At 59.4% G+C, this 17827-nt stretch carries 18 protein-coding genes and 1 tRNA gene; 14 read left to right on the plus strand and 5 right to left on the minus strand.

What is annotated here, in order from left to right:
- The first annotated feature begins 646 nt into the window (after positions 1-646).
- From ABZ728_RS21260 to ABZ728_RS21280, 5 genes are all read left to right on the plus strand, one after another.
- Positions 647-1147 (plus strand): transcriptional activator RfaH, encoded by a 501-nt coding sequence (locus ABZ728_RS21260; RefSeq protein WP_366658423.1) that lies wholly within the window; start codon positions 647-649, stop codon positions 1145-1147.
- Between the two features lie 109 nt (positions 1148-1256).
- Positions 1257-2279: a UDP-glucuronic acid decarboxylase family protein gene (locus tag ABZ728_RS21265; RefSeq protein ID WP_366658424.1), complete on the plus strand. Its 1023-nt coding sequence runs from the start codon at positions 1257-1259 to the stop codon at positions 2277-2279.
- A 116-nt stretch (positions 2280-2395) separates the two neighbouring features.
- Complete coding sequence (locus ABZ728_RS21270; protein WP_366658425.1) at positions 2396-3496, plus strand: MraY family glycosyltransferase; 1101 nt, start codon at positions 2396-2398, stop codon at positions 3494-3496.
- A 1-nt stretch (position 3497) separates the two neighbouring features.
- On the plus strand, positions 3498-3875 hold the full coding sequence (locus ABZ728_RS21275; RefSeq protein WP_366658427.1) for a GDP-mannose 4,6-dehydratase: 378 nt from the start codon (positions 3498-3500) through the stop codon (positions 3873-3875).
- A 47-nt stretch (positions 3876-3922) separates the two neighbouring features.
- Positions 3923-4294 carry a hypothetical protein gene (locus ABZ728_RS21280; RefSeq protein ID WP_366658429.1) on the plus strand — a complete coding sequence of 124 codons (372 nt, stop codon included), beginning with the start codon at positions 3923-3925 and terminating at the stop codon, positions 4292-4294.
- Between the two features lie 63 nt (positions 4295-4357).
- On the opposite strand, the gene ABZ728_RS21285 is transcribed toward ABZ728_RS21280, so the two are convergent.
- The 4 genes from ABZ728_RS21285 to ABZ728_RS21300 form a co-directional block, all read right to left on the minus strand.
- Positions 4358-5449: a polysaccharide biosynthesis/export family protein gene (locus tag ABZ728_RS21285; protein WP_366658430.1), complete on the minus strand. Its 1092-nt coding sequence runs from the start codon at positions 5447-5449 to the stop codon at positions 4358-4360.
- Between the two features lie 173 nt (positions 5450-5622).
- Entirely contained in the window at positions 5623-6051 is a 429-nt protein-coding gene (locus tag ABZ728_RS21290) for a hypothetical protein (RefSeq protein ID WP_366658431.1), read from the minus strand.
- A complete protein-coding gene (locus ABZ728_RS21295) occupies positions 6048-6296 on the minus strand; it encodes a hypothetical protein (protein ID WP_366658432.1) in 249 nt (82 codons plus the stop codon). The genes ABZ728_RS21290 and ABZ728_RS21295 overlap by 4 nt, the downstream gene beginning before the upstream one ends.
- An 802-nt stretch (positions 6297-7098) precedes the next feature.
- Positions 7099-7173 (minus strand) — tRNA-Val (locus ABZ728_RS21300).
- Positions 7174-7379: 206 nt separating this feature from the next.
- On the opposite strand from ABZ728_RS21300, the gene ABZ728_RS21305 reads away from it, so the two are divergent.
- From ABZ728_RS21305 to otsA, 4 genes are all read left to right on the plus strand, one after another.
- Positions 7380-8318, plus strand: coding sequence for an N-formylglutamate amidohydrolase (locus tag ABZ728_RS21305; protein WP_366658433.1), 939 nt, complete (start codon positions 7380-7382; stop codon positions 8316-8318).
- Positions 8319-8791: 473 nt separating this feature from the next.
- Positions 8792-9577 carry a trehalose-phosphatase gene (otsB, locus tag ABZ728_RS21310; RefSeq protein ID WP_366658434.1) on the plus strand — a complete coding sequence of 262 codons (786 nt, stop codon included), beginning with the start codon at positions 8792-8794 and terminating at the stop codon, positions 9575-9577.
- 162 nt (positions 9578-9739) lie between these two features.
- Positions 9740-11557, plus strand: coding sequence for a glycoside hydrolase family 15 protein (locus ABZ728_RS21315; protein ID WP_366658435.1), 1818 nt, complete (start codon positions 9740-9742; stop codon positions 11555-11557).
- Positions 11554-12936, plus strand: coding sequence for an alpha,alpha-trehalose-phosphate synthase (UDP-forming) (otsA, locus tag ABZ728_RS21320; protein WP_366658437.1), 1383 nt, complete (start codon positions 11554-11556; stop codon positions 12934-12936). Before ABZ728_RS21315 ends, otsA begins: the two co-directional genes overlap by 4 nt.
- 39 nt (positions 12937-12975) lie before the next feature.
- Here the strand turns inward: otsA and ABZ728_RS21325 are convergent, their stop codons facing one another.
- Positions 12976-13770: a GntR family transcriptional regulator gene (locus tag ABZ728_RS21325; RefSeq protein WP_366658438.1), complete on the minus strand. Its 795-nt coding sequence runs from the start codon at positions 13768-13770 to the stop codon at positions 12976-12978.
- A 108-nt stretch (positions 13771-13878) separates the two neighbouring features.
- Between ABZ728_RS21325 and ABZ728_RS21330 the strand changes: the two genes are divergently transcribed.
- The 5 genes from ABZ728_RS21330 to ABZ728_RS21350 all read left to right on the plus strand — a co-directional run bounded on the left by ABZ728_RS21330 (position 13879) and on the right by ABZ728_RS21350 (position 17824).
- Positions 13879-15036 (plus strand): Gfo/Idh/MocA family oxidoreductase, encoded by a 1158-nt coding sequence (locus ABZ728_RS21330; RefSeq protein WP_366658439.1) that lies wholly within the window; start codon positions 13879-13881, stop codon positions 15034-15036.
- A gap of 21 nt (positions 15037-15057) precedes the next feature.
- Positions 15058-16236, plus strand: a complete 1179-nt coding sequence (locus ABZ728_RS21335; protein WP_366658440.1) for a dihydrodipicolinate synthase family protein — start codon at positions 15058-15060, stop codon at positions 16234-16236.
- A gap of 19 nt (positions 16237-16255) precedes the next feature.
- Positions 16256-17080 (plus strand): sugar phosphate isomerase/epimerase family protein, encoded by an 825-nt coding sequence (locus ABZ728_RS21340; RefSeq protein WP_366658441.1) that lies wholly within the window; start codon positions 16256-16258, stop codon positions 17078-17080.
- Between the two features lie 79 nt (positions 17081-17159).
- On the plus strand, positions 17160-17420 hold the full coding sequence (gene vapB, locus ABZ728_RS21345; RefSeq protein ID WP_366658442.1) for a type II toxin-antitoxin system VapB family antitoxin: 261 nt from the start codon (positions 17160-17162) through the stop codon (positions 17418-17420).
- On the plus strand, positions 17417-17824 hold the full coding sequence (locus ABZ728_RS21350; protein ID WP_366658443.1) for a type II toxin-antitoxin system VapC family toxin: 408 nt from the start codon (positions 17417-17419) through the stop codon (positions 17822-17824). The genes vapB and ABZ728_RS21350 overlap by 4 nt, the downstream gene beginning before the upstream one ends.
- Positions 17825-17827: the final 3 nt, after the last annotated feature.

Here is a 17827-nt window from a genome sequence, read left to right on the forward strand (position 1 = left end):
CCTCAACGTTACCTGCGCCATGTTGAAAACCGGCACCACATTCAACCCATCAACCGCCACACAAGAATCTCCTTGTTAAACGGTGGGGAGTCCCCCCCTGACGGATAGGAAGCTGTTGGCACCTTCCCTGCAGATGAAACCTGGGCGGAAAGCGCGCTCGACCCCGGCTGTAGATGAGGTGAACATCGCGATCGGTCAGAATGACGAAGAACTGACCTCGCCGTCTCTTTGTCTGACATTGCAAATCACGACGGCCGGACCGGCGGCAAATACAACCATCATGAGTTGGGGCGATACGTTTGCCCATCCATCTCCGCAGCCGTCTCGCTATGAGGATCGGCCCCAGTCCTTCACGCCAATGAACAGGCCCCTGAGCGGTAACGAATGACTTAATACCAAACGCTATCCGTAAAGCCTTGGCCTGCAATACCATTCAGTGCTCGTGATGGAAAATTCGGACACGCACAATAATCAATTGTCTATTACTACCGATCTCTCCTCGACATCTGTATATATAATGATATCATTTCAGTAACTATTACCGCGCGAATACCTGTGTCATTAATCGCGCATTTAGTGCCGCCACTATAGCCTACTTTTTATCTTTTTTGGCTATATGATACGTGCATCACTGAAGGACCGCGCCGTGAAAAAATGGTACGCCGTTCACACCCAGGTGAAATCCGAGAACAAAGCTGAATTCAATCTTATCCGTCAGGGATATGAAGTTTATTGCCCACAAGTCAAAAAATACCGTCGTCACGCTCGAAAGACTGACGTTATTACCGTTCCATTGTTTCCCGGATATATATTTGCGTTATTGGATATCGATAAACAAGCCTGGCGATCAATCAATGGAACCTACGGTGTTTGCTATTTGGTGGGCACCGGGGATCGGCCATCACCGGTACCAGAAGGGTTGGTTGAGGCCATCGCAGCCCGACAGGCAGCTGATGGTGGTGTTGAACTGCCACATTCCGTTTTTCAAGCGGGAGACAAAGTCGTGATCGATGGCGGCCCGTTCAAGGGATTGGTCGGCGAATTCATGCGCCTTAAGGATTCTGAGAGGGTATTGGTTCTGCTCGATATAATGGGACGGAAAGTCTCGACCGAAGCTCATTTCAGCTTTGTCACTGCAGAAATGTGACTGTCCAGGTATGGGACATTTTTATCGGCCGTTGCGAATAGTCCTTTGTGGTCAGAAATATGAACGCAAATGTGAGCGTTTATGATTGTGCGAACGCAGGGTGTTGTGTATGAGCCAGTCTCGCGAAGTAAAACATTCTCTGGAAAAATCCGGTCCTGCTCGACGCTTTCTCGTCACAGGAGGGGCTGGATTTCTCGGTTCGCATCTTTGCGATCGTCTCATTGCCCGCGGCGACCGAGTTCTGTGTCTCGACAATTTCCGCTCTGGAAGCCACGAGAATATTGCGCATTTATCTGACAGTTCAGACTTTCAGATGCTTTGTCATGATATCACGAACTCACTTCCGTTCGGTGACAACGAAGATATTGATGGCATCTTTAATCTTGCCTGTCCGGCATCACCACCCGATTATCAGCGGGATCCAATCGGAACATTCAAGGCCAGTATTTGGGGCGGCGCGAATGTCCTGGAACTGGCACGGCGTTACGGCATACCGGTGCTGCACACGTCTACATCAGAAGTGTACGGAGATCCTCATATTTCCGTGCAACCCGAGACGTATTGGGGAAATGTCAATCCTATCGGTATTCGCGCCTGTTATGATGAAGGCAAACGCGGCGCAGAGACATTGTTTTTCGATTACCAAAGGGTATTTGGCACGCAAATCCGCGTAGTTCGGCTATTCAATACTTACGGGCCCAGACTCAAGCTCGACGATGGCCGCGTCGTATCCAATTTTATCGTCCAGGCCTTGCGCGGCGATGACATCACCGTTTATGGGGATGGAAGCCAGACCCGGTCATTTTGCTATGTCGATGATACAATTGAAGCCTTGCTGCGGATGATGGATTGTCCGCAGGGTGCTGACGGTCCAGTCAACATTGGAAATCCGGTAGAAATAACCGTTTCCGAACTGGCAAATTTCATTATTGCTGCCACGAAATCGCGATCGTCCATCGTTCACAGACCATTGCCGCATGACGACCCGAAGCAACGTCGTCCAGATATTTATTTAGCCAACAAGATTTTAGGATGGGAGCCTGAGGTTTCGTTGGACCAAGGGCTAATGCGTACTATCGAATATTTTTTACGAAAGATTGAGTCGGGAACATCTAGAGATTTATATATATAATATAAAGATAAATATTTTTATTTTATTATTCTACTAGTTCAATAGTAAAAAATTACAACTTTCTATTCATATTATTCCATGGCAAATGGATGTGGATATGGTCAGGGAGAAGTGTAATGACGTTTTTCTATCTTACGGTACTTCTTCCATTATTGATAGCCGGGGTCTTGGTGGCCGGGCTGCGGTCACCAGCATCGGTGCTGGGGCTGGTCGACAGACCTAGCGAGCGCAAACAGCATTCCGGTGACGTTCCGCTCGTTGGTGGAATAGCAGTTTTCCTTGCCTTCATTGCAGTGCTGCCGGTGCTGGATATTTCCCCCACAAGCGTCATGCCGTTGATGGCGGGAATGGTGTTACTTTTGTTCTGCGGCATACTCGATGATCTTGTGGAACTGCGCAGTATGTTCAAGTGCTGTATTCAGGCTGTAGCGGCCGGATTCATCGTTCTCTGGGGTAACACGGAAGTCGTCTCCCTCGGGACGGTACCGGTCTTCGGCCAATTGGATCTCGGTTGGGTTGCGGCGCCATTCACCATCCTGGTCGTCGTCGGTTTTATCAATGCGATGAATATGATTGACGGTCTTGACGGCCTTGCCGGGGGCGTTGCGGTGGTAATGCTGGGCTGGCTGGCATTCTGTGCGGTTGCGCTTGGCGCCGACGGTGTCTTGATGGTTATCGTATCGTTCGCAGCCGCGATTGGTGGATTTCTGTGGTTCAATATGCGCCATCCCTGGCAGCGCAGCGCCAAAGTTTTTCTCGGAGACGCCGGAAGCATGCCGATTGGACTAGCGGTGGCGTGGTTCGCAATAGAGGTTTCCAATAGTCCTCACAGCAGCTCGGAAATCGGCATCAGTCCTGCGGCGATTGCCTGGATTCTCGCGGTTCCCGTGATCGACACCATCAGTGTAATGACGCGCCGGATGATACGGGGAATCAGTCCCTTCACCCCTGGTCGCGATCATCTGCATCACATGCTGCTGCATCTCGGGCAAACGCCAGGACAAGCAACGGCAACGATGATGGCGTTGACGGCCTCAGCCGGAGCGTTCGGCGTGCTCGGCTCCAACGCCGGGATTTCAGACTTCGTTCTGCTCACTGGCCTTTTTGGGCTCGCCTTGGCGCACGGGGTCGGCCTACGCCGCGCCCGCTGGATCATTGTGCGGCGCCTTGAACAGGTGCAGCGCGACCCTAACGACTCCAAGCGGTTGGAGACCTGATTTGAAGCGGATCCTGATCACCGGAACCGCAGGGTTCATTGGATTTCATCTGACAAGACTCCTTCTGGCTGAAGGGTGCATCGTCCTTGGCTATGATGGTTTGACCGATTACTATGATGTCGGGCTAAAGCGCCGAAGTCACCAGATGTTGCTACAGAATCCTCGTTTCAGTGCTTCCGAGGGCATGTTGGAGGATCAGCGGCAATTGGATCGGGTAGCCGATGACGTCAGACCCGACGGCATCGGCTACCTTGCTGCCCAGGCCGGCGTACGCTACAGCCTTGACAACCCTCGCGCCTATTTGAGCAGCAATGTCATCGGCACCTTCAATGTTATGGACGTTGGGGGCGGCCAGACCTTGCGCTTTTTCGCTTTGTAGATGCCCTTCTGGATGGTCGTCCGATTGATATCTATAATTATGGCAATATGTACCGTGACTTCACGTACGTCGGCGACCTGGTCAGGGCGATCCGGCTGTTGATCGATGTCGTTCCGCTGCGGCCGAGCTCGGCTGATGATTTGGTAGAGGGCGATAGCTTGTCGCCGGTTGCGCCTTTTCGCGTCGTGAATATCGGCAACTCGGGAAAAGTCCGCTTGCTGGATTTTGTCGACGCTATTGAGGTCTGCCTGGGTCAAAAAGCAGAGCGCAACTATATTTCGATGCAAGCGGGCGATGTGCCCGCGACCTGGGCGGATACGCGACTCCTGCACAGGCTGACGGGCTACCAGCCTCAGACCGATTTCGATGAAGGAATATCAATGTTTGTTGCCCGGTTCCGCGACTACTATCAAAAATAGTGCTTTTACAGAATAAACCGCGCCCGGTCTTGGACTTTATGCCAGGCAATTCCGGCAAGCCGTTCAGGGCACGACCCCTTCGACGGTGCCGTAGACGTTGAACGACGGCAGGAACTGCGAAACCATACGGTTGAACTGCACGACGTCAGACGTCGCGACGAACACGACATCCCGGGGCTCCAGCTCGAATTGATCCGCCAGCAGCAAGGAGGGGGCGGACCGCCCGTCCAGGTGATAGATGTCGGGGACGATCGTCGTCTCGCCGGTTTCCGCATTGCGGCGCTCCATCGCGCGCATCACGAAAACCTGCGATGTGTCAGCCGACAGGATGCTGTAACCTCCGGCCTCGGTGATGGCGTCAAGAAGCGTCATGCCGCGATAGGTCAGCATCGGCGCCGCCTGTTGTTCGACCTCGCCGGTGATGAAAACCCGGCTTCGGGCGTTGTCGGGGACGTAGAGCGTGTCGCCGTCGCGCAGGATCGGATCGGGCACCTCGCCGGCGAATATCGCCTGGATGTCGATGGCATGGCGATTCCCTCCTCGCACAAGTTCGATCTCCCCGGCGTCGGCCAACTCGTCGAAACCGCCGCGCGCCGCGAGCGCGCTGCGGATAGTCAGCGGATCATCGGTCAGGAACATCGGGCCGGGGTCGGCCACGTTTCCGGTGATCTGAACTTTCTTGCTGCGAAACTCCGCGACCCGGACATCGACCTGGGGATTGACGACGAATTCCTCGAGCGCGCCGCTCAGGGCGTGTCGGATTTGGCCAGTCGTCAAGCCGGAGACCCGCAATGTTCCGACCAGCGGAAAGAAGATCGTCCCATCTTCACGCACTGTATGCAGACCGGCCTGGTCATCCTGTTCCAGGCCCATTGGATTCACCAGTTCGGGATTGTCCCACAGGATGATCCGCAATGTGTCGCGGGGGCCAATGGTGTAGCCGTAAGACTCATCCGAAGCGAGGGTGGCCGCCGTCGACGCCGCCGCCCGTTGGTCGGCGCTGGCCCACAGTTCGTTAATCAGTGGAGCCGTAATCCGACGGACGCGAGGGTGAAGATCGGAATTATCCGGCAGGCCGTTGATGTACAGGTCCTCTTGATAGCTGTCGTCCATTGTCAGGCCACGGCTGACGCTGCATGCCGGCAATGCCGTCATCAGTATCAATACCAACACTTGCTTTCTGATCTTGTGTTTGCGCCTTCCCGGTGACCGTGACATCCAGCAACCCCACCCTGAAATTTTAATTTGCTTTAATCTTGTCGTACACGAGCCAGGTCGGGGTCGGCAAGCATTCATCGTCGATACGTTCGGCGTTGAATGGTTTTGTCCTACAGTCGGCGCAGCCATTCCGCCGCGCCCTCCATGATCCGTTCCAATGCTAGATCGAATTCGCCCTCGCCAAGGCCGATCGGGTCATGGATCTCGGTCTCCGACCAATGGCCAAGCAGATAGGTCCGGCCGTAAAGGGCCGGAATGTTCTCGCCGACCCAACGCCGATGATGCTGCTCCATGACAAGTATCAGATCGGCCGTTCTGCCTAGAACCGGCGTCAGCGAACGCGAGGCGTGTCGATCGAGATCGTGACGGATTCCCCGCCGTGTCAGCGTATCGACGGCGCCGGCTGCCGCTGGCATGCCGTTCGATGCTTGTGTGCCCGCCGATTCGACAAGCGCATGAGGCGGGGCTTCGGCCTTCATGACCGCTTCGGCCATAGGGCTGCGGCACTGATTGGCCGTGCAGACAACGATTATCTTCATGGTCGAGCCCGTTTCCCTTGCCACCGCCGTGCCAATCCGCCGATGGAGGCCGCGATCCATGCCCCCAGCACGATACCGGCGATGTTGACCCCAAGGTCGATCGCCGATCCTGTGCGCGAGGGCATCTGGCTGTGAATGACTTCGATGGCCGCACCCAGGCCAACCAGAAACGTATAGGCGATCATTCGGGAACGGCGGTCGTGCCAGCAAACTGTGGCCGTGAACGCCAGAATACCGAACGCCATCAAGTGCATCCCGGCGCCGCCGCCTAACGTTCGCTCGGCTAATGGATGGGTCGACGCAACGAACGCGACCAGGCATAAAATTGAGAACACGAAGATCGGCAGGATTCGGCCCGTCATCATTATTCCTGTCGGGAGAGCAAACCCGAATCAGCCGTCGCCCCGGTTGATGACGTCCGGTGACAAGGTTCCAGCCGTCGAGCGATGAACGGGAAAGCCCAGTGCCGTCCTACCAGATGCATCAGGGCGAACGCGAAAAGCCCGGCCGGGAGGACGACATCGAGAACACCCGCGCTCGCATGCGGCCTGCGTCGCCAAGGAAAACGGTGGCGGACCAGCGCCAGGGATGGCGCATATTGTATCATAAGAACCTGCTAATCGCAGTGGCCAACGTCGACACCATCAGCAGTATGTTGTCAGCGCCGATGGTGCCAGCACACGACGCAAGCCACGCCAGCGTGACGATCGCAACGCCGCCAACCAGACCATCAAGTCCGTAGAGCACGATCATCACGTTAACGAATTAATACCATAAGCATCCAATTGATTGACAGGATTCTTTCCGCCAGGCCGCACAGGCGTATTCTATCATCTTTGAATACCTGTGTGCTCGACTATGCCTGCATAGAGCCTGAATACGAAAAGCGCTCCATCGCGCGCACCAAAGGCCGCAACAGTTCCAGGGGTCGCCAATCAGGATCGCCGACGATGGCTGGCAAAGACTGAGTTCATCCGAACAGAAAATTACTGAACTGCGCAGGATTGGCAAACGAAAAACCCCTTGGTTTCCCAAGGGGTTTTTTCATGGTGGGCGCGACTGGGATTGAACCAGTGACCCCTACGATGTCAACGTAGTGCTCTCCCGCTGAGCTACGCGCCCAATCACGGTAGCGGCCCCAGGTGATGGGGTGAACCGTGCGGTGCGGAGCATTTAGCATCGTCGAAATGGGCGTGCAAGCCTTTCGTTGGCAGATCGGTGTCAGAAATTTTCCCCGGACCGCCTGCTGTGCGAAAAGAGCGGTACCAGCCTGCACAGCGCGCCGTCGCGGATGACAGCGCATCCATTTCGGTCTATGAATCATCTCCATGGAAGGGGTCAACCGCAGCAGCACCGACGGGACGCCTCCGCCCTTGATGGACGGAGACCCGGAACATGGGGTCGTCGTCGAACCGGACACGCAGTCGATCCCGGTCGTCCTCGCCTCGCCGCACAGCGGCCGCAACTATCCCGACGACTTCTTCTCGATCAGCCGCCTCGACCCGATCAGCTTGCGAAAATCCGAAGACTGCTTCGTCGACGAAATCTTCGCCGCCGCGGCCGGTCTCGGCGCGCCGATGATCAAGGCGCTGTTTCCGCGCGCTTATGTCGACGTGAATCGCGAGCCGTTCGAACTCGACCCCGACATGTTCGCCGATGCCCTGCCGGACTATGTCAACACGCATTCGCCGCGTGTCGCGGCCGGCCTCGGGACGGTCGCCCGCATCGTGTCGCACGGCAAGTCGATCTATCGGCACAAGCTCAGATTCGAAGAGGTGCTGTCCCGTATCGACCGCCACTATCGCCCCTACCACGCCCGGTTGTCGGACCTGGTTCTGCGCACGAAGAAGCGTTTCGGCTATTGCATCCTTATCGATTGCCATTCGATGCCGTCCAGCAATCCGATTCCGCCGCGCGGGCCGAAACAGGGCCGCGTCGATTTCGTGCTCGGCGACGCCTATGGCCGCGCCTGCAATCCGGCAATAACGAATCTGGCGGACGGTTCGCTGTCCGGCATGGGCTTCAATGTCGTCCGCAATTTCCCCTATGCCGGCGGCTATACGACCAGGCACTACGGCCACCCCGAGGCCGGCGTGCACGCCCTGCAGATCGAGATCAATCGCGGACTCTACATGGACGAAACGGCACTTTCGAGAAAAGCCTATCTGACGGAGCTGTCAGCCAGAATGGCCGATCTGGTCGCAAGAATTGCCGCCACGGATCTCAATGGAGAATTTTCGGTCTCTTCAGCCCGCCGCCGCGATTGACTGTTGCTCGCCCACAGGGAGGATGATAGGAGTCGCGGGTGCAATGCGGCCCAAAAAAAAACGGGCCGCTAAATCAGCGGCCCGAGTTTAGGGAGGAAACGCCCAAAAAAGTGCGTTACGGCATCAGCACGACCTGTATGCCGCACTGCACAATATGGGGTATGAGCCCTCGGCATGCAAGCTGAAAATGGGCCGTCGACCGGCATTGCAGGATTTCCGGGAGCGCCCCGCGCTCCTCTACGGAGCCCCCAGCGGCCAGCCAGCGCCGCGTTACGGGCGCATTCTCCAGCCATTGTGTGCGCTTTCGGCATGGCAGCCATCATCCCGCCGCACGATCATCCCCTGCCGAACATCATGGAGTCCCCGGTATCCTCTCCGCGCCTGACCCGAAAACATTGCTTGCGACCCGCCCACGGATCGTTTGAACTGTGGATACTTGTGACGACGACCATTCCCTGTGCACCGGACCGACCATGAGGCTGACTGACGTGCCGGAAGCTCGGAACCCATCGCCGCCGATTCGACCACTCGCCGAACTTCGCCTTGATCCCGGGTCGATCGCCCTGTTCCTCGATGTCGATGGCACGCTGGTCGAGATCGTTGACCGGCCCGATCTGGTCACGCTTGCTTCAGGGTTGGTCGACCTGCTGGCCCGCCTGCATGACGGCATGGACGGCGCGGTTGCGCTGGTATCCGGGCGCACGCTCGTCTCTCTCAACCGCATGTTCGCGCCGCTTCGGCTGTCCGCTGCCGGGCAGCACGGCCTGGAAATCAGGCTGGCCGATGGGACGATCGCCCGCCACGACACGCCGCCGGAATATCTTGCCGAGGTCGACAGCCTGCTGACGGAAACGGTTGCGGCCGCCCCCGGTCTGTTAATCGAGCGCAAGGGACTGACAATCGCGGTTCATTATCGCAATGCCGACCACCAACTGGGTCCACTGCTGGCCACGGAGACGCGAATTCTCCAGCGCTTCGACGGCATTATCCAGTCGATTCACGGGAAGAAGGTGATCGAGTTCAAGCCCGTCGGCATAAACAAGGCAAGCGCCGTCGAGACGCTCATGACATCACCCCCCTTTGCCGGCCGCCACCCTGTTTTCGCCGGCGACGACACGACCGACGAAGACGGATTCGCCGCCGCCATAAGGGCTGGCGGTGTCGCCATCCAGGTTGGCGACAGAGAGCCGACACTAGCCCAATGGCGCACACCGACGGTTGGAAATTTCATTGCCTGGTTGACTGAGCTCGCATCCTGAGCAACCTGTATTATACATAGCGGCAGCGGACGGCGTTCCAGCGGGTGACCCGGCCCGGTTCGATCGGAAATTCATTCCGGCGACCGGGTAGGGGCACCCTGTTGGGGCGCACACTTCATTGCCGCAGAATTCTACTCCAATTATTACGGGATCCATGGCCACATGACGACTATCGCCGAACACGACCTCAACCTTGCGGTGATCGGAAATTGCACGATCGCAAGCCTGATCGACCGCCATGCCCGCATCGTATTCGGCTGCTTCCCGCGTCTTGACGGCGATCCCGTCTTCAATTCGCTGCTGAACGGCGCGCCGGTCGACGCCGACCCGGACAGCAGCAAGGGGTTTGCTTCGATCGAGGTCGAAGACTTCGCCTACGCCGAACAGTGCTACCGGCGCAACTCCGCCGTGCTGGTTACAACTCTCTACGACACACACGGTCAGGCTGTCGAAGTGATCGATTTTTCACCCCGCTTCCCTCAGTACAACCGCATGCACAGGCCGGCGACGGTCGTGCGCATCGTGAAACCGCTCAAAGGCCACGCGCGAATCCGCATCCGCTTCCAGCCGACTTTCGCATACAACGCCATCGAGCCAGAGATAACCCGCGGCAGCAATCACATCCGCTATGTCCATTCCGGTCTCAGCAAGCGTCTGACGACCGATGCGCCGATCTCCTACATTATCGAGGAGACGACCTTCATGCTGGAAGAGACGCTGCACATTTTTTTCGGACCGGACGAGAGCCTGACCGCGCCGATCGCCCAGACGGCCGAGGAGTTTCTGGAAAGAACGGACATGTACTGGCGGGAGTTTTCGCGCGGACTGACCATCCCGTTCGAATGGCAGGATGCCGTAATCCGGGCCGCGATCACGCTCAAGCTCTGCTCGTTCGAAGAGACCGGCGCCATTCTCGCCGCGATCACCACGTCGATTCCCGAAGCCCCGCATTCGGAACGGAACTGGGATTACCGCTTCTGCTGGCTGCGCGATTCGTATTTCGTTGTCCATGCCCTGAACCGTCTGGGCGCGACCCGGACGATGGAAGGCTATCTCCATTACATCAACAACATCGTCACATCGTCCAAGGATGGCTATCTCGACCCACTGTTCTCGATCACCCTGTCCAAAAAGGGCATGACGGAAACATCCGCACCTGCGCTGGCGGGGTATCGCGGCATGGGTCCCGTTCGTACGGGCAACGGCGCCGCGACGCAGGTCCAGAACGACAGCTACGGTGCGGTGATCCTGGCGGCCGCGCAGGCATTCTTCGATCAGCGCGTGGAGCAACCGGGAACCATCCAGCTTTTCCAGCGCCTCAAGGTGCTTGGCGAACAGGCGGTCCAGGTCTGGAATACGCCCGATGCCGGATTGTGGGAATTGCGAACCCGCGAGCGGGTGCATACATTCTCTGCCGTGATGTGCTGGGCGGCCTGCGACCGGTTATCCAAGATTGGCAGCAAGCTTGGTCTGCCGCAGGAAGCGACGCGGTGGCGCCGGGAAGCCGACGCAATCCGCGAGGTAATACTGGAAGAGGCGTTCGACAGGGAACAGAACAGCTTTGTGGAGAGTTTCGGCGGCAGGAACATCGACGCCGCGCTTCTGCTTCTGCACGATCTGGGTTTCGTTGCCGCCGACGATCCGAAATTCATCGGTACGGTCGAAGCCGCGGAAAAATATCTGAAAAAGGGGATGCACCTTTACCGATACCATGCACCGGACGATTTCGGCGAACCCGAAACTGCATTCACGATCTGCAGTTTCTGGTATGTTGACGCTCTGGCCGCGATCGGTCGTCTCGATGAGGCGCGGGAAATGTTCGAAGCCCTGCTGGCGGCGCGCAATCATCTCGGCCTGTTGTCGGAAGATATCGACCCGAGGACCAACGAATTGTGGGGGAACTTCCCGCAGTCCTATTCAATGGTCGGGTTGATCAATTCGGCGATGAGGCTGAGCAAGAGTTGGGAGGAAGCCTTTTGAGTCGATTGGTCGTCGTTTCGAACCGTGTTGCCCCTATTGACGACAAAAAATCCGCTTCCGGCGGATTGGCCGTCGCCATGCATGCCGCCCTGAAAGCACAGGGCGGCATCTGGTTCGGGTGGTCGGGCGAAGTCGTCGCCGCCCCCGATCCCGAACCGAAACATTTCGATTCCAAAAACATCACGTTCGCAACGCTCGACCTCAGCCAGCGCGATTACGAGGAATATTATAACGGATTCGCCAACTCAACGCTTTGGCCACTGTTTCATTATCGCCTGGATCTGACGGAATTTTCGCGACGCACCTATGCCGGCTATCTGCGCGTCAACGCGCTGTTCGCCGGCAAGTTGTCAGCCATGCTGAAGCCCGACGACAAGGTATGGGTTCACGACTATCACCTGCTGCCCCTGGGCGAGCAGCTGCGCCAGATGGGTCATCGCCAACGGCTCGGATTCTTCCTGCATACGCCGTTTCCGGTGCCGGAAATTCTTCTGGCTTTGCCCAATCACGAGAACCTCGTGCGATCGCTCTGCGCCTATGACGTGGTCGGGTTCCAGACGAAACGCGACGTCGATGCGTTTGTCAGCTATCTGATTCAGGAGGTCGGCGGCGAGGTGGTCGGCGAAAAACGGGTTCGCGCCTTCGGCCGGACCCTGACGGTCGGGCATTTCCCGATTTCGGTGGAAACGGCTGACATTGAACGCGACGCCCAATCCGCCCTCACCTCGCGTCAGACCGAACGGCTGAGCGAAAGCCTGGGTGATCGCGACCTGATCATCGGGGTCGACCGGCTCGACTATTCCAAGGGACTCTATCAGCGGTTCCAGGCCTTCGAGGCCCTTATGGAGACCTATCCGGACAACCGCGGCCGCGTCACCTTCATGCAGATCGCCCCGCCCACCAGAACGGATGTCCCGGAATACAACGTCATCCGCCGGGAGCTGGAAACCTCCGCCGGGCATATCAACGGCAAATTCGCCGAGTTCGACTGGGTGCCCATTCGCTATCTGAACAAGAGCTTCGCCCGCAAGACATTGTTGGGCTTCTACCGAATGGCCCGGGTCGGCTTCGTGACGCCGCTGCGCGACGGCATGAATCTGGTCGCCAAGGAGTATGTCGCCGCCCAGGACCCCGAGGATCCGGGCGTTCTGGTGCTGTCGCGCTTTGCCGGTGCCGCCATCGAAATGGGAGACGCCCTGATCGTCAACCCTTATGACGTCGAAGGGGTCGCCGAAGCGCTGCAACGCGCTCTCAGCATGCCGCTGGAAGAACGGCGGCATCGTCATGCCGCACTTATGGATGTTTTGCGCTCGAACGATATCGTGACATGGCGCAACCGGTTTGACGAAGCGCTTGAGAATGCCATCCCCGATGCCTGACAGGCGTCGGCGCAGCCCCGATCTCCCGGCTATAGCCGGTCATCGGCTCCATGGGGCCCCCTGGCCGGTCCGGCTCAGATAGTCCTGGCGGGCTTCGCGGTTATGTTCGCGAACAATCGCGGCGACGTCGTCGCAGGCCCCCCTGGACATCGCACCGAACAACCGCCAGTGATCGTCCTGCGCCTTGCGGACCCGCTCGGCGAAGACATCTTGCATATAATGTTGAGACAACCGGTACCAGTGGTCGAGGACCTGGCCCAACAGCGCCTTGGCAACCGGCGTATCGGCGATGTCGCAGATCAGGTGGTGCATTTCGGCGTTCCTCACCGACCATAGCGCCGGATCGTCCACGAGCCTGTCCATTGCCAACAACTGCGCCTTGATCGCCTCCAGGTGCTCGGGCGTCGCTTTCCGGCAAGCGGCCAGCGTCGTGTAGGTCTCCAGTGATTCGAGATGGTGGAATATTTCGTCAATGGCGTCGGCCGCCAAAGGCGTCACACGCGCCCCGACATACGGCTCGATGACGACCAGGCCGTCGGCCTGCAGCTTCGTCAAGGCCTCGCGCACCGGAATCGAACTAACGCCGAGGCGTCCGGCAATGTCGGCAATGATCAGCCGGCTTTCGGGGGCAACGTCGCCCTCCATGATGGAACGGCGCAGGGCGTTATAGACGGCTTCGGTCTTCGAACGGCCAGCCTGCCCGCCATAGCGGGAGCGGAGCGGATCGGGCGTTGCCGCCGGCACCGACTGGGAACCTGCCATGCCTTTTGCGGAACGCGGTCGGTCAGAGCCGCCGCCCGGAAGGTCTGCATCAACGTCGTCTCGCTCGGTCATCCGGCGCCATCCGATGCCTGGCCCTACTCATACGGCGGAATGCGTTGCCACAGTATTCATATATCATATATGATCCGTGCAGGCGAGTATTTCGGAAAGGCAGGGACCATGGAGCGGATCACGATCCCCATCCTGATGAACGGCGTCACCGGACGCATGGGCAGCATCCAGCATCTGGAACGCTCGATCGCGGCCATCCGGGCCGAAGGCGGAGTCAGGGTCGGCGACGGCCGCACCATATGGCCGGAGCCGATCCTGGCCGGCCGGAACGAGGCAAAGCTGAAAGACCTGGCCGCGCGCTTCGGCGCCGAGCGCTGGACCACCGATCTCGACTCCGCGCTTCACGATCCGGAAATCCAGGTCTATTTCGACGCCCAGACGACGCAGCGCCGGGCATCGGCGGTTCGCGCGGCGCTGGAGGCCGGCAAGCACGTCTATGCCGAAAAGCCGCTGGCGGAGGACACCGAAGCGGCCCTCGACCTCGCCCGGCTGGCACGTGAAAAAAAGCTCTGCAACGGCGTCGTTCAGGACAAGCTGTTCCTGCCCGGTCTGATCAAGCTCAAACGCCTGATCGACAGCGGCTTCTTCGGGCGGATCCTGTCGGTCAAGGGCGATTTCGGCTATTGGGTGTTCGAGGGCGACTGGCATCCGGCGCAGCGGCCATCGTGGAACTACCGCAAGGAAGACGGCGGCGGCATTGTCGTCGATATGATGCCTCATTGGCAATATGTGCTGGAGAACCTGTTCGGCGGCATCAAGTCCGTCTATTGTCATGCCGCGACGCACATCCCCGAGCGGGTCGACGAAGCGGGCAACCGCTATCAATGCACCGCCGACGATGCGGCCTATGCCGTCTTCGAACTGACCGACGGCATCGTCGCCCAGATCAACGCATCCTGGACGACGCGGGTTCACCGGGACGAACTGGTTATCTTCCAGGTCGACGGCACCCACGGCAGCGCCGTGGCCGGGCTTTGGGGCTGCGACAGCCAGCACCGGACAAACACGCCCAAGCCGGTCTGGAATCCCGACGCGCCGGACAGTCACGACTATCGCGCCGACTGGGCCGTCGTGCCCGACAACCGCCCCTTCGACAACGCCTTCAAGGCACAGTGGCAACTGTTTCTGCGCCATGTCGCGCTGGGCGAGCCGTTTGCCTGGGACTTCCTTGCCGCCGCCAAGGGCATCCAGCTGGCCGAGTTGAGCCTGCAATCGACGGCCGACCGGCGCGCCATGGACGTGGCGCCGCTGACGCCGGACGCGTAGGTATCTCGAAAGGACGCTGACATGACGGTTTCCGCACCGCATCTTCGCCTTCCCCGGCCGGACCGCAGGCTGGAAGATTACACGCCCGGCCCGCCCTCGCCCTATCGCCCGAACACGGACGGACTGAAAAGCCGGGTCGCCATGGCGGCGGCTCATGTCGTCGCCGATCCACTGGCCGACATCAATCCCCGCGAAGATGTCGCGATCGACTGGGACGCCACCATGGCGTTCCGGCGGCACCTGTGGTCTCACGGGCTGGGCGTCGCCGATGCCATGGACACCGCGCAGCGCGGCATGGGCCTGGGATGGGACACAGCGCGCGAACTGATCGCCAAAAGCGCGGCCGAGGCCAAGGCCTATGGCGGCAAGCTCGGCTGCGGCGCCAACACCGATCAGCTGCCCGATGACGCCAACACCGATCTGGACGCCATCGAGCGCGCCTACGAGGAGCAATGCGCCTATATCGAGGATTGCGGCGCCCAGGTCATCCTGATGTGCTCGCGCCATCTCGCCCGGACGGCGGCATCGGCCGACGACTACATCAAGGTGTACGACCGCGTCATCGGCCGGCGCGACAAGCCCGTCATCCTGCACTGGCTGGGCGACATGTTCGATCCGAAGCTACGGGGCTATTGGGGCAGCGGTGATCTCGACGCCGCGACCGAGACGTTTCTGGGGCTGCTCGAAACCCACAGGGACCGTATCGACGGCATCAAGATGTCGCTGCTGGACGCGACTCGGGAAATCGATCTGCGCCGGAAAACCGCCGCGCTGGGCATTCGCATGTACACTGGCGACGATTTCGGATTTGCCGATCTGATCAAGGGCGACGGCGACCATCACAGCGACGCGTTACTGGGCATCTTCGACGCCATCGCGCCGGCGGCGTCGGCGGCCCTGGCGGCGCTGGATGCGGGGGAAACGGCGCGGTTCGACGATATCCTGGCACCGACGGTGCCGCTGTCACGGCATATCTTCAAGACGCCGACCTGGCACTATAAAACGGGGATCGTCTTTCTGGCCTGGCTCAACGGTCACCAGAACCATTTCCGCATGATCCAGGGGCAGGAAAGCGGCCGCTCCATCCAGCATCTGGCGGAACTGTTCCGGTTGGCCGATCAGGCGCAGCTGCTGGCCGATCCGCCTCTGGCCGCCTATCGCATGCAACTCGTTCTGGCGCAGGCCGGCATCGACGGATAGAACGCGAGAGGATCACGCCATGGGCGCCGAACCCGGGGCCGACCGGCTCAGCATCAACCAGGCCAGCATCCCGGCCTGGTCAATCCCCGCTCTGGCCGAGGCCTGCGCCGCGCGCGACATCGGCTGGATCGGCTTGTGGCGGGAACCGGTGGCGGAAACCGGCCTCGCCGCCGCCAGCCGGTCGCTGCGCGATGCGGGGGTGAAGGTCTCCAGCCTGTGCCGGGGCGGGTTCTTTCCGGCCCCGGACGCCGCCGCACGGGCCGAACGGCTGGACGACAACAGGCGCGCAATCGACGAGGCGGCGGCGCTGGGCACCAATACCCTCGTCCTGGTCGTCGGCGGCGTGGTCAACCACGACCTGGAAGCCTCGCGCGCCATGGTCGCCGACGGCATTGCCGCCATCGTGCCCCATGCCCGCGATGCCGGTGTGAAGCTGGCCATCGAACCGCTGCACCCGATGTTCGCCGCCGACCGGTCGGTCGTGGTGACGTTGAAACAGGCGCGCGAGATGGCGGCCGCCCTGCCCGCCGAAACCGTGGGCATCGCCGTCGACGTCTATCATGTCTGGTGGGACCCGGATGTCGGACAGGAAATCGCCGCCCTCGACCCGGAACGCATTCTGGGCTTCCATGTCAACGACTGGATCGTGCCGCTGCCGGACATGCTGCTGGGCCGGGGGATGATGGGCGATGGCTTCATCGACCTGCGCGGCCTGCGCCGGCAGATCGACCAGGCCGGCTACGACGGCCCGATCGAAGTCGAGATTTTCAACCAGGCCCTGCGCGACCTGCCGCCCGACGAAGCCCTCGACCGTATCAAGGCCCGGTATCTGGAGACCTGCTGATCAGATGAAAAACTATGGTGGCTTGTGTCGGCGCCATCGAAACCGTATATACTACTTCGTATCTACAAGAGGTGGACACATGTCACACTTTGCCAAGGTTTTCCGATCCGGCAACTCACAGGCGGTCCGGCTTCCCAAGGATTTTCGTTTCGATGTCGACGAGGTCGAGGTCTCGCGCGAAGGCGATGCACTGATCCTGCGTCCAAGGTCAAGTACGACAGCGAGGTGGGCATCACTACACGCGGCGGTCGAGCGCGGCTTCAGTGACGACTTCATGACTGAGGGTCGCGACCAGCCGGCTGACCAGCAGCGGCCGGATCTCGATCACGCTTTTCAATGAGTGTCCGGCTACTCGATACGAATGCCGTAATCGCGCTGGTGGGAAGGCGATCGGAACCATTGCTTCGACGCATAGAGGCATCAGAGCCGGGTTCACTCGCCATTTCGGCCGTCGTCGCCCACGAGCTTTACTATGGCGCTTACCGCAGCCGGAAGGTCGCATACAACCTCGAGACGCTTCGACTACTCTTCGCGGATCTGATGATCCTTGATCTCGACCGCGAGGATGCCCGGGTCGCCGGAGAGATCAGAGCTGAACTCTCCCGTCACGGAACGCCGATTGGCCCCTATGACGTGTTGATCGCCGGGCAGGCCAAAGCGCGGGCTCTTACGCTCGTCACCAATAATACCGGCGAATTCTCGCGCGTCGCAGGGCTGCTGATGGAGGACTGGTCCATCGCGTGACTA

The organism is Fodinicurvata sp. EGI_FJ10296 (assembly GCF_040712075.1).
Taxonomy (GTDB): Bacteria; Pseudomonadota; Alphaproteobacteria; order DSM-16000; family Inquilinaceae; genus JBFCVL01.